Origin of the sequence: Microbacterium sp. HD4P20 (genome assembly GCF_019449275.2) — a bacterium.
Classification (GTDB): Bacteria; Actinomycetota; Actinomycetes; order Actinomycetales; family Microbacteriaceae; genus Microbacterium.
The window spans coordinates 140344-152254 of the sequence record NZ_JAHZQZ020000020.1; the positions used below are offsets into that span (position 1 = coordinate 140344).

The window sequence follows — 11911 nt, forward strand, 5'->3', positions numbered from 1 at the left end:
TGCCACAGCAGCGAACCGGACAGGCACCGCCGCTCGCGCGGTTCGGGCCAGTGGGCTCTAAGAGCAACGACCGGACAGCTTGCTCAGCAAACCCTCATTGCTCACCTCGCGGAATAAACCGCCGGTAGATCCGCGGTTCGCCACGGGATACGTTCCTCGCAGCGGCACTCTTGGGGGGCGCCAGGCCGGCATCGATGTGGCCAAGGGAATCCTCGCGTGCCGAAAACCGCACGTGAGAAGGGGACTCCCAGTGGCACTCAACCGCACACCATCAGTCAGCAAGAGCCTGCGCCGGCGGCGCATCCTCGCCGTCCTCGCCGGAGGCCTCGTCCTCGGCGTCGGCGGCACCATGACCCTCGCCAGCTGGACCGACTCGGAATGGGTCTGGGGCGGCGCCGACGGGGGCCCCGGCATCGGGACGAGCGAGTTCGTCGTTCTGCAGAACACGCTGAGTCCGGCCAACGGCGACGTTGCGACCGGCTGGGTCGAAGAGCCCGACAACCCGGGTGGGGAGCTCGTGTTCTCTCCGCTCACCGTGGGCGACGACATCCTCGCCCTGACTCCGGGTGAGACGTTCTACGCACCGGTCGCGTTGAAGACCTCCGACACGTCGATCGCCGGAACGGTCGACCTGCTCGGCGCCGTCGCCGCGGCGGGCGTCACGGTCGACGACGCCGGTGACCTGCTCTGGGACAACCTGGGCGCCCGCGTGGCGCTCGAGATCCTGCCCGCGGCCGACACCGCGCCGACGTGTGACCAGGCATACTTCGCCGCCGCGGGCGTCGACGTGATCGTGGGCGCCGGCGGAGCTGCACCGCTCGACACTGCGGGTCTTGCCGACCAGCCGATCTCGGGCGGGGGAGACGACGTGCACTACTACTGCTTCGAGATCTCGCTGCCCGACAACGCCGTGACGCAGACGCTCCAGGGTCGCACCGTGGCACCGGCCTGGCAGTTCTTCTCGACCTCGGTCTGATGACGACCGCCGGCCTTCGGCCGCGCGCTCGCCACGCCGCCGGGTCCCCCGCCGATGGGCGACGCCCTTCGGCGGGGGAGCAGGCCAAAGACATCGGTCTGTGGATCGTCGGTGTGATCGGGTTGGTGGCGGTCGTGTGGTTCGTGGCTTCGCAGCTGCTCGGCCTGTCGGTCATCGTGTTCCGCACGGGATCGATGGCGCCGACGCTGCCGCAGGGCGCGGCCGCCGTCAGCGCGCCCGTCGCGGCGGCCGAACTGCGGATCGGCGATGTCATCACGGTGCAGCGCTCGGGCGAGGCGCTGCCGGTGACTCACCGGATCGTCGCGATCGAGCCGGTGCCCGGTGAATCGGATCGGCGCAGCGTGGTGCTGCAGGGCGATGACAACGAGACACCCGACCAGCTGCCCTATGTCGTGTCCGAGACCGATCGGGTGCTCTTCGGCGTACCGGGAGCCGGTGCGGCGCTCGTCGCGCTGCAGACGCCGGTCGCGCTCGGGGCCCTGACACTGCTGCTGGCCGGCGTCATCGCCTGGGGGCTGTGGCCGGCGCGAGAACGGGAGACGTGATGGCGGCATCCGGGGTGCGGGGGTGGTGGTGGCGACCGCTGCGTCTGCTGGGCGCGGCGCTCCTCGCCGCGGGCGTCGTCGTCTCTGGCGCCCACGCCGCCGCGGCCTTCACCGCCATCGCCGAGAACGGGACGCCGGGACACCTGCGGCTGGCGTGGGGCGACACCCCGCGCTTCATCGATCCCATCGTGCCCGGCGAGGCCTACCACTGGCAGATCCGCGCGACCCTGGACGGGGCGAGCTCGCGGGAGTTCTCGCTCACGCTGCGCGCCGCCGGCGCGCTCGTGGAGGATCCGATGGGTCTGCGCATCGCGATCCGGCAGTGCAGCCAGGCCTTCACCGGACTGACGGGCGACCCGACCTGCGCCACCCCGGCGGAGCTGCTGCTGCCCACCACGCGGGTCGCCGAGGTCGCATCGCCCACGACGGGGGACCTGTGGCAGCTGGATCCGCTGCTCGTGGACCAGTCCCGCTACTTCCTCGTGACCATCTCGACACCGGCGGAAGCGGCCGACCTCGGCCTGGAGGGCCTCGAGGGTGAGGTGGGATTCGGGTTCACGGCATCCGGCGACTCTCCCGTCGCCGAGCTGCCGGCAACCGGAGCCGACCCCCTCGGCCCGCTGCTGCTGGCCCTCGGTCTGCTCGTTCTGGGTGCCGTGCAGGTCTTTGCCGGTCGCACGCGCGGGCGGGAGGCGAACGATGCCTGAGCTCGCACGTACGCCGCGGACCTCGCGTGGATCCATTGCTCGACGGATGCTGTCGGCCGCGGTCGCGGCGACGGGCCTGGTGGCCGCGATGCTCGTGCCCGTCGTGGCGACCGACGCGGCGTGGAACGACAGCGAGTGGGTGAACGGCGCGATCGGGACGCTCGACTGTTCCGCGACCGAAGGGTTCACCTCACAAGCGACCGGCCGAGTGCTGTCGGGATCACTGCTCGGAGAGAGTCTCGATCCGGTGGCGGGGCTGAGCGGCATCGTCGTCACCAACGACGGAGCCACGTCGTCCGTTCAGCCGGCGAGTTCGACGGCACTGGGCGCCGATGCCTACAACTCGCCGATCGCGCTGAACGCGATCGGCGGGCTGGTGTCGGCAGGGCTCGGGCTGACCCTGCCGCTGGAGACGGGCACGGGCGTGTACGCCCAGTACGGGCAGGCGCTTCCGGACGGGGTCTCGACCGGCGCCTCGGGCGTGGTCACCGACCAGGGCGCGATCGACGCGGACGCGGTGCAAGCGGGCACGGCACCGTCGATGGGCACGTTCCAGCTGAGCCAGCTTCCGGGTCTCGGCGCGGCGCTCGGCGGGATCGCCGACCTCTCGCTCGAGGTCGGCGCCGTGGCGTCGAGCGCCACCGTCGACGGGTGCGAGGAGCAATGGAGCGGTGCGGCGAACGCCGTGCAGCGGGACTATCTCGTGGCGGGGCTGGATCTCGGTTTCGAGAGCCCGGCGGTCGCGGCGTTGAGCGCGACCGCCGACACAGCGGTCGGGACGCTGCTGACGGGCCTGAACACCACCGTCGGAACCGTCGAAGGACTCCTGAGGACCGCGGTCATCAACGGGCTCACGCCTCTGCTCGCCGGCCTCATCGACAACGCTGCGCTGTCTCTGGGAACGGTAACCGTGGACTCGCTCGAGATCACGCTCGACCCCACCTCCCTCAACGCCTTGCTGGATGCCCCGCTCACCGATGGCGTCGTCTCGGTCGACCTGACATCCGGCACGGTCAGCGTGGACCTCGCGGCGCTCGTCGGCGACGTGTACCAGAGTTCTGACGGGCTCAACGGTCTGGCGCCGAACACGTCGGTGCTGAGCTCCCAGGTGATGACTGCGCTCGTCGAGCGAGTCGGTCTGCTCCTGCGCGACCCCGCGACGCAGACGGGTCTGCTGTACGACCTCGAGCGCGCGGCGGCGAAGATGGTGCTCGACGCCTCGGTCGCGATCGAGGCGAGTGCCATCGTCCGCGCGCAACTGACCCTCATCACCGTGGACGCTGTCGATGTCGGCGTGACCATCGACGGTAACGTCGGCGGCTTCCTCGGCACGCCGGGGTACCCGGCTCCCGACGTCGATGTCACGGCCGCGGTTCTCAACAGCGGTCTGCTCGGCCTCCTCCTCGCGCCGGTGAACGCGTTGGTCGCGAGCATCCTGACCTCGCTCGAGCCCTTGATCGTGTCGACTCTGCTCCCGAGTCTGGCCACGATCCTGCAGAACTCGCTCGTGACACCGGCTACGGGGCTCATCGGCACGATGACCACGACCCTCGTCAGTGCGGTGACGACGGCGCTCGGGGCTCTCGATGGCGAGCTCGATCTCGTCTCGCAACTGGTCGCGGTGACCGTCAACTCCCAGCCCGACCAGCCGCCCCAGCCGGCACCGCCATACGCGATCGCCGACGGAGAGTACGCCGTCAGCGCGTTGCGGATCGGTGTGGTCGACGGGACGACCGCGGGCGCGGCATCCCTTCTCAACGCCTTCCTGGCGTCGTCGACAGCAGGCCCGAACGCGTCCTGATCCCGGTGCGTTCGGGCTCGCGCAGCGTCCTCGGCTGTTTCATGTGGCGCAAACACGCGGCATCCCCCGGCGGATCCCGCGTGCTGTGACACCGGAAGCCGACCTCAAGGCCCCCACGTGCGGCCACGCAGGCGGGGGTTTTTCACCCATGACCGGGGGGAGTCGTTGCGCGTACGCTGGCGCCGTCCGGTACAGGACGGGGCGAACACATGGGGACTCGGGGAAGGGCCGACGCGCCACGGGGCGGTGCGTCGGCCGCACACGAAGAGCTCGATCGAGCGGGTCATGCCGAGCACGAGCGCGAAGAGGCACTCGCCCGCCTCTTCGGTCCGCCGCTCGAGGGTGAGCGCTCCCGGCCGACAGCCGTGGCTGCCGCAAGCGCCATCGCGATCGCTCACCTGGGCACCACCGCGGCGCCGCTCCCGGAGGACGCGCCCACCGTGGCGGCGCTCGAGGTGGCGGTGCTGCGAAGCCGCCCCACGCGCTCGGTCGCGCCGGCAGTCCCGGCCTCGCCCGAGGACGCCCGGGCGGCGATGAAGCCACCGGCGCTGCCGCTTCCCGCCCTGCCGCCACTGCCGCCACTGCCGTCGGCGTTGTCGCCGGTCGAGGAGGCGACAGCGGCGATGTCCGCCTCCGCGGCCGACGCCCTGACGAACAGTGGCAGCGCTCCGGCTGCCGCTTCCGTCGGTCGATCGGTGGCAGCAGACTTCGACACCGTGATCCTGCCGGAGCCCCTGCCCGAACCCGCGCCGCTGCTCACACCGGCGCCGCTGACCCCGCGCAAGCGGCGGACCGGGCGTTGGGTCGTGGCTGCGGCATCCGTCGTCGTCATCTCGGGCATGGTGGCCGGCGGACTCGTCACCGTGCAATCCGCCCAGGCACGCGAACGCCTCGTCGTCGCGACCGCGGCACTGGCGCGGGCCGAGAGTGACGTCGCCTCTGCGCAGGAGCGGATGGATGCTGCCACCGCCGCCTACGACAGCGCCGAGGCGGCAGCCGCCCAGACCGCCGGCCGGGCCGGGCCGGTACTTGCGGCGCTGGCCGGACTCGCCGACGAGCCGACGCGGCTCGCGGCACAGGAGGCGCTCGACGCGCTCACCGCCGACCTTGCCGCGTCGCCCGACGCCGCACCGCCCGCGTACGAGCCCGCAGCCGTCGATGACACAGACCCGGCGGCGTTGCTGACCGCCGCAGACGACGCCGGCGCACACAGCGAAGTGCTCGACGCGGCGGCCGCAGCCGTGCGGGCGGAGACGACGTCGCGCGCGGAGCGGCTGGGGGCTCTGCGGGCCGCGCTTCTCGCTCTGGGGAGCGGGCTTCCGGCATTCGCCGAGCGGATCGTCGGCGACAATCCGCTGCCGGAGGCGCCGCTGCGAGAGGCCGTCGCCGCCGCGGCGCACGCGGCCGAGGCGGCGAGGGACGAGGACGCCGCACTGGCGGCGATGGAGTCCTATGCCGCAGCGGTAGCCGCGCTGCACGCGGAGCAGACACGACTCGCGCAGGAGCAGGCGAGGCTGCGTGAGGCGGCGGAGCAGCGGTGGCAGCCTCCGCGACCGCAGTCCGGACCCGACACGGCGCCCGCTCCGGTTCCGGTGCCCGACCCGGTGCCGAACCAGGGACCTCAGCCTGACCCCGGCCCGGGGCCGCTCCCGGGGCCCGACCCGCAGCCGCAGCCCGAACCGGAACCAGAACCGGAGCCGGAGCCGCAGCCGCAGCCTGAGCCGGAACCCGAGCCGGAGCCCGAGCCGGAGCCCGGCTGGCCGTGGCCGTGGCTCCCGTGATTCACGTCATCCATCTCTCCGAACTCGAGTTCATACTCCCGGCGGATCGTCGCTCCCGCGGGCAGGTCCGCCCAGAATGGACGGGTGGGGGGGAGAACACGACATGAGCCTGGAACTTTGCGTACTGCTGTGGTCCTTCGACGGTCAGGAAGATGCGCTGACACACTATGAGGACACCGTGCTCTCGCTCCTGCCGAAATACGGTGGACGGGTCGTCAGCAGGGTTCGCAACACAGGCGGTGGTACGGGCCCACTCGAGGTGCAGGTGATCCACTTCCCAGACGACTCCGCCTTGAGCGCGTACATGGAAGACTCCGAGCGGCTTGCGCTGGTGAATGTGCGACGCGACGTGGTGGCGCGAACGGAGCTTCTCACCGTGGAGACGATCGTCTGACGGGGGCCCCGGGGTAGGAAGATCGCCGGATCGACCACGTCGTGGGTTCTCAGACACGGATACTCGCCGCCTCTGCACCTCGTCTGCGCCGGCCAGCGTATCGAAAGGGTCGAGAGCTAGGACGGCGCCGGCCCGCCATCGGCTCCTGCGCCCACCTCGTGGCGACGTGACTTCTGGCACCTGTGGGTGTCACACCGTCCCTTCTACCGTCGACTCATCAGCTGCTCGCACGCTGCGAGGATCTCTACCCGGAGGAGCGCCCCGATGACCGCCACCTACACGTTCGACGTCTTCTCGACCCTTGATGGGTACGGTTCCTACGGTGAAGAGGGGGATCGGCTGAAGAGGGACTCCGCCGTGCCGTTGCGCTCGCACGGAAGCCTGTCGATGAACCGAGCGTTGATGGCGGCAGGGCTGGTCGACCAGATCATGGTGACCGTCTTTCCCGTGATCAGTGGGCAGACCGGTACGGCGCCCCTCTTTCGAGGTGCCGCCGACTTCGACCTCGAACTGATCGAGGCCCGCACGCTCGACGGCCACACTCAAGAGCTCACGTACCGGCCCAGGTTGCATGGGTGACGACGGCCATGACGGAATCCCCGACGACCGAGGCCGTGGGCGGCGGCTCCAGGGCGACTGAAGCGCTGCGAACCGCTCCGCCCGGCGGCTTCCGGATGTTCCTGCACGTGCTTGTCAACACCGCGATCGCGAACATCACGACGAGCTTTCTCTGGTTCGCGCTCACGTTCTGGATCTACGCGGAGACCCGGAACGTCATTGCGACGGGGCTGATCGGCGGTGCGTACATGCTGTTCGTGTCGGCGTTCAGCATGTTCTTCGGCACGCTCGTCGACCGCTTCCGCAAGAAGGCGATCATGGTGTGGGCGACCGTCGCCGCCTTCTCGGTCTTCGTCGTCGACTCGGCATTCTTCTTCGCGGTCGGCCAGGAGCAGATCGTCGATCTCGCTCAGCCGTGGTTCTGGATCTTCGCGGTCGTCATGCTGGCCGGGGCGGTCGTCGCGCAACTGCGCAGCATCGCCCTGTCGACCACCGTCACGCTACTCGTGCCCGACGAGCGCCGCGCGAAGGCGAACGGTCTGGTCGGTGCGGCGCACGGGATCGGGATGCTGGTCACCAGTGTCTTCAGCGGGTTGTCGGTGGCATTCTTCGGCATGGGCTGGACCCTCGTCATCGGGGTGACCGCGCTCGCGGCCACCCTGCTGCACCTCCTCCCGTTGCGGATTCCCGAACCCCACATCCTGCGTGCCGAGCAGCAGATGCACTGGGTCGACATCCGCGGTGGCTGGTTTGCCGTGCGTGCCGCCCCCGGACTGCTCGCGCTGGTGCTGTTCACCGCGCTCAACAACGTGTTCCTCGGCGTTGCGATGGCCGTCACCGACCCATACGGCATCGATCTCTTCGGGGTGCAGGGGTGGGGCCTGTGGTTCGCCGTCGCGTCGACCGGCTTCATTCTCGGCGGGATCGTGATCGCTGCGCGAGGCGTCGGCACCAACCCGATCCGCACCCTGCTACTCGTTGCCGCCGCGATCGGCGCGGTGGGAGCGCTGTGCGCCATCCGGGAATGGGGCTGGCTCTTCGTGGCCGGCTGGTGGGTGATCATGGCCCTGATTCCCGCCGTCGAGGCCGCGGAGCAGACGGTGATCCAACGCGTCGTGCCCTATGAGAGGCAGGGGCGTGTGTTCGGCTTCGCGATGACGTTCGAGGCGGCATCGGGCCCCATCCTGGCCGTGATGATCGCACCGCTGGCCGAACTGTGGGTCATCCCGTACATGCGCACCGATGCCGGCCGCCAGCAGTGGCAGTGGCTCCTCGGAACGGGGGACTCCCGCGGTATCGCTCTGATCTTCCTGGTCGCCGGGGTCGTGTGCATGGTCTTGGCCCTCGCGGCGCTCCTCACCCCGCAGTACCGACTGATATCCGCGCTATATCGCAACACGGCGCCCGCGTCCGTCGATGACTGACGCCTCCCTTTCCGCAGGCGCCAGGTCGCCGGCGCTCTCTCATTCATCCCAGGGTGACGAGACTCATCCGGCCGGAGCGCTTGCCGTCCCGCGTGAAGCGCGAGCCTCTTCGCGCGCGACAGCGGCCCCACGGCTGCGGCCCGGGTTTCCGCGCGGCGGGCCCACGGCGCAGGGACCGCCGGGTCTACCCTGGGGGCATCCGAGAGGAGCCCATCATGGCCCACCCCATCGTCGTCGGCGTCACCTCCGCGCCCGCCTCGCACCGCGCCGTCGAGTGGGGCGCCAAGCGTGCGGCCGCCCACCGGCTGCCCCTCAAGCTGATCGAGGTCGTCGGCGGCGCGATCGGCGCGGTCGGTGAGGACGCCGTCCTCGACCACGCCGTGGCCGAGGCCCGCGAGCGCGTCGAGGCCGAGGCATCCGCTCTTCCCCGTCTCGGGCTGAAGGTGCTCATGAGGGTCGACCGCGGCAATCCGGTGGCGGTGCTGACGGATGCCTCGTCCCACGCCTCGCTGCTCGTGATCGGCAGCGATTACGAGGGGCCCGGCGGCCGCACTCGCGGTGCCCACGGCATGCGGATCGCGGCGGGCGCGCACTGCCCCGTCGTCGTGGTGCCCGACGTGGACGTATCCGGCCGCTCGGGCGTCGTCGTCGGCGTGGACGGGTCGCCGGTCTCGGAAAAAGCTGTGGCCTTCGCGGCCGCCGAGGCGGACCGGCTCGGCGAGCCGCTGATCGCGGTCTCGGTGTGGACGCCGCTCGAGGCGCCGCGCAACATGGGCGTGTACCCGGTCGAGTACCTCGACAACATGGAGAAGCTCACCGAGGAGGCGCAGGCGGTGGCGCTCGCCGGGCTGCGGGGCCAGTACCCCGACCTCGAGATCGTGGCCAAGGTGCAGCGGGGCTACCCGTCGCAGGTGATCAACGAACTGGCCGCGTCGGCGCGACTCGCGGTGGTCGGCTCGCACGGCCGCGGCGCCCTCGCACGGTTCCTGCTCGGCTCGATCAGCCACGAGGTGCTCGCCCGCCTCGCGACGGTGACCGCCGTCGTGCGCTGACCCGGTGCGCTGACCCGGGGCGTTTCGTCTCGCTTCGCTCGCTCGACGAACGGGCGCGCGAAGGGTATCGGCGATACTGGATAGCGTTATCAACGAGGAGCCAGGGGAGCCGATGTCGAAAACCGCCAAGCCCGCCACGCTCGCGGACGTCGCCCGGCTCGCGGGGGTGTCGGTTCCCGCCGCCTCGCGCGCGCTCAACGGCGGAGTCCGCGGCAAGCAGAGCGGATCGCCCGAGCTTCGCACCCGCGTCGAAGAGGCGGCCCGCACCCTGGGCTATGCGGTGAGTCCCGCGGCGCAGACCATCAAGGGCGGCCGCTCCCGCACGGTGGCGTTCATCGTCGGCGACATCGACGACTTCGGCTCGGCGACCATGATCTCGGGGATGATGCACGCGGCCGAAGAGCGGGGTGTCTCGGTCGCCGTCCGCACCACGCGCGACGACTCCGCCCGCGAGATCGAACTGCTCACGCAGCTGCGCGGCGAGCGGCACCTCGCGGTCGTGATGGCCACCAGCCGCACCGTCGACGCCGGGCGCGAGGCATCCGTCAAGGAACAGCTCTCGGTGCTGAGCGAGCACGGCGCGAAGGTCGTCGTGATCGGCGACAACGATCTGGGCTTTCCCACCGTGACCGTCGACAACCGCGGCGCAGCGCGGCGACTCGCGCAGGGGCTCGCCGACGCCGGCAAGCGGCGGTTCGCGATCGTGTCGGGCCCCGAGGCCGAGGTCACCGCCCTCGAGCGCGTGGGCGGGTTCGTCGAGGGACTGGCCGAGCGGGGCATCGCCGTGGAGGACCGCGACGTGGTGCACACCGAGTTCTCGCGCGACGGCGGCTACCGCGCCGTCGACGAACTGCGCGACCGGCTCGACGACTTCGACGTCGTCGCCGCGATGAGCGACGCGATGGCCGTGGGCGTTATCGCGCGGCTGCGCGAACTGGGCGTGGAGTTTCCCGACGGCATCGAGGTGACGGGCTTCGACCACGTGCCGATGCTGGGCGATGTGCTGCCCGGGTTCAGCACCGTAGAGGTGCCGCTCGAGGAGTTCGGCGGCGCTGCGCTCGCGCTCGTCCTCGACGAGCCGGACGGGACGGATGCCGTCGCTCTGAGCGCTACTCCCATCCTTCATGGCGTCCCTCTCGACGGGCACTGAGCAGCGCCGATCCGCACCTCGAGGATCAATCGCAGAAACTAGTGGCAAACGTTGTCCACTTTGAGGTACGCTCGCCCGGACGGAATCATTCCGGCACGAATCAAGGGAGATCACATGCACGACGCAACGACGCGGGCAGGTGTGCGCGCCCGGACCGGCCGCCGCCCGGCCTGGATCCTCGGGGCCGCCGGCTTCGCCGCCGCGAGCCTGGCGCTCGCCGGCTGCGCAGGCCCGAGCAGCGGAGGCGAAGGCGACGCCGCCACCGAGAAGACGACGATCCGCTTCCTCTACGCCACCGGCGACGACACCTGGAACTCGGTGGTCGAGTCCGTCGTCGACTCGTTCAACGAGCAGAGCGAGACCACGACCGTCCAGCTCGACCCGCTTCCCGCGGGCAGCGACTACGCGACGGCCCTGAAGACGATGGATGCCACGGGCAACTGGCCGGCCGTGGTCGACATGCGCGACACCCTGACCTACGTCGGCGCGGGCAAGCTCGCTCCGATCCCCGACTCGGTGACCGAGCTGATCGATCCCGAGGCGGTCGGCACCGCCTCGGACGGGAACGTCTACACCGTGCCGTACAGCGCGCTCAACGGCGAGATCGGCCTGAATGTCGTCTACAACAAGGACTACTTCGAAGAGAACGACCTCGAAGTGCCCGAGACGTACCAGGACTTCCTCGAGCTGATGGACGACATCAAGGCGAACGGCCAGGCGCCGCTGGCGACCGCCGCGGCCGAGGTGTGGCCCAGCGATCAGCTGTGGAAGCAGCTCGCCGCACCGTACTTCGCCGAGTGGAGTGACGAGGGCGGGTTCTGGAACGCTGCGGCCGCCGGCGAGGCGACGATCGAAGACCTGCGTGAGCCGTTGCAGGAGCTGGTCGACATCACGAACGAGTACGTCCTGGAGGGGTGGCAGTCCACCGCCGACGCGCAGACCACCACGCTACTGGTGAACGACATGGCCGTCATGGCCACCTCGTCGGCCGGCATCGGTCGCCTCAACGACATCAACAAGGTCGACCCCGAGTTCAACGCCGGGCTGTTCATCGTTCCCGACGAGGATGGCGCGATCAACGTGCTGAAGAACGCCGTGAACGGCGACACCGCCGGTGGACTGGCGATCTCGGCACAGGCCGCGGAGGACGAGGCGCAGCTCGCGTCGGCGACGGAGTTCCTCGAGTTCTTCTATGAGGTCGACACCGCCAACCTGATGGAGGAGAACGGCTGGCTCGCCCCCAACATCGTCGCCGCCGACGAGATCGAGCGCAACACGTCGATCCCGGGGGCCGAGGACTACTTCGGGCTGCTGGAGAACCCGAACCTGGTCTGGTACGAGAACGTGTCGGAACTGACGACGTTCAGCGCGTTCAACACGTTCTTCCGCCAGGCGCGCATCGAGCTGCAGGACGGCCAGAGCTCGCTCGACGACACGATCGCGAAGGTCCAGGCCGAGTTCGACAAGACGGTCGCCGCGGGCTGACCGAACCGGGCGCGGTG

Annotated in this window: 11 protein-coding genes; all 11 read left to right on the forward strand. The window is 70.3% G+C overall.

The genetic code is table 11. The features are described 5' to 3' along the window. Nucleotides 1-250 precede the first annotated feature (250 nt). The 11 genes from K0817_RS16400 to K0817_RS16450 all read left to right on the forward strand — a co-directional run bounded on the left by K0817_RS16400 (nt 251) and on the right by K0817_RS16450 (nt 11894). Complete coding sequence (locus K0817_RS16400) at nt 251-976, forward strand: SipW-dependent-type signal peptide-containing protein (protein ID WP_253735448.1); 726 nt, start codon at nt 251-253, stop codon at nt 974-976. Beyond that, nucleotides 976-1542, forward strand: a complete 567-nt coding sequence (locus K0817_RS16405; protein WP_219982744.1) for a signal peptidase I — start codon at nt 976-978, stop codon at nt 1540-1542. Before K0817_RS16400 ends, K0817_RS16405 begins: the two co-directional genes overlap by 1 nt. Beyond that, on the forward strand, nt 1515-2249 hold the full coding sequence (locus K0817_RS16410) for a hypothetical protein (RefSeq protein WP_219982745.1): 735 nt from the start codon (nt 1515-1517) through the stop codon (nt 2247-2249). Before K0817_RS16405 ends, K0817_RS16410 begins: the two co-directional genes overlap by 28 nt. Then, nucleotides 2242-4050, forward strand: coding sequence for a choice-of-anchor G family protein (locus tag K0817_RS16415; protein WP_219982746.1), 1809 nt, complete (start codon nt 2242-2244; stop codon nt 4048-4050). The genes K0817_RS16410 and K0817_RS16415 overlap by 8 nt, the downstream gene beginning before the upstream one ends. 209 nt (nt 4051-4259) lie before the next feature. Beyond that, nucleotides 4260-5831, forward strand: coding sequence for a hypothetical protein (locus tag K0817_RS16420; RefSeq protein ID WP_219982747.1), 1572 nt, complete (start codon nt 4260-4262; stop codon nt 5829-5831). Nucleotides 5832-5934: 103 nt separating this feature from the next. Further along, nucleotides 5935-6225 (forward strand): hypothetical protein, encoded by a 291-nt coding sequence (locus K0817_RS16425; RefSeq protein ID WP_219982748.1) that lies wholly within the window; start codon nt 5935-5937, stop codon nt 6223-6225. A 264-nt stretch (nt 6226-6489) separates the two neighbouring features. Next, on the forward strand, nt 6490-6804 hold the full coding sequence (locus K0817_RS16430) for a dihydrofolate reductase family protein (RefSeq protein ID WP_219982749.1): 315 nt from the start codon (nt 6490-6492) through the stop codon (nt 6802-6804). 8 nt (nt 6805-6812) lie between these two features. Then, entirely contained in the window at nt 6813-8207 is a 1395-nt protein-coding gene (locus K0817_RS16435) for an MFS transporter (RefSeq protein ID WP_253735449.1), read from the forward strand. A gap of 215 nt (nt 8208-8422) precedes the next feature. After that, nucleotides 8423-9259 carry a universal stress protein gene (locus K0817_RS16440; protein WP_219982750.1) on the forward strand — a complete coding sequence of 279 codons (837 nt, stop codon included), beginning with the start codon at nt 8423-8425 and terminating at the stop codon, nt 9257-9259. Nucleotides 9260-9371: 112 nt separating this feature from the next. Then, nucleotides 9372-10409, forward strand: a complete 1038-nt coding sequence (locus K0817_RS16445; protein ID WP_219982751.1) for a LacI family DNA-binding transcriptional regulator — start codon at nt 9372-9374, stop codon at nt 10407-10409. Nucleotides 10410-10523: 114 nt separating this feature from the next. After that, on the forward strand, nt 10524-11894 hold the full coding sequence (locus K0817_RS16450) for an ABC transporter substrate-binding protein (protein ID WP_219982752.1): 1371 nt from the start codon (nt 10524-10526) through the stop codon (nt 11892-11894). Nucleotides 11895-11911 lie beyond the last annotated feature (17 nt).

Bases quoted from the DNA above. Each gene is read 5' to 3' on its own strand.
- K0817_RS16405 (WP_219982744.1), top strand. From the start codon at position 976: ATGACGACCGCCGGCCTTCGGCCGCGCGCTCGCCACGCCGCCGGGTCC.
- K0817_RS16415 (WP_219982746.1), top strand. From the start codon at position 2,242: ATGCCTGAGCTCGCACGTACGCCGCGGACCTCGCGTGGATCCATTGCT.
- K0817_RS16420 (WP_219982747.1), top strand. From the start codon at position 4,260: ATGGGGACTCGGGGAAGGGCCGACGCGCCACGGGGCGGTGCGTCGGCC.
- K0817_RS16425 (WP_219982748.1), top strand. From the start codon at position 5,935: ATGAGCCTGGAACTTTGCGTACTGCTGTGGTCCTTCGACGGTCAGGAA.
- K0817_RS16430 (WP_219982749.1), top strand. From the start codon at position 6,490: ATGACCGCCACCTACACGTTCGACGTCTTCTCGACCCTTGATGGGTAC.
- K0817_RS16435 (WP_253735449.1), top strand. From the start codon at position 6,813: ATGACGGAATCCCCGACGACCGAGGCCGTGGGCGGCGGCTCCAGGGCG.
- K0817_RS16440 (WP_219982750.1), top strand. From the start codon at position 8,423: ATGGCCCACCCCATCGTCGTCGGCGTCACCTCCGCGCCCGCCTCGCAC.
- K0817_RS16445 (WP_219982751.1), top strand. From the start codon at position 9,372: ATGTCGAAAACCGCCAAGCCCGCCACGCTCGCGGACGTCGCCCGGCTC.
- K0817_RS16450 (WP_219982752.1), top strand. From the start codon at position 10,524: ATGCACGACGCAACGACGCGGGCAGGTGTGCGCGCCCGGACCGGCCGC.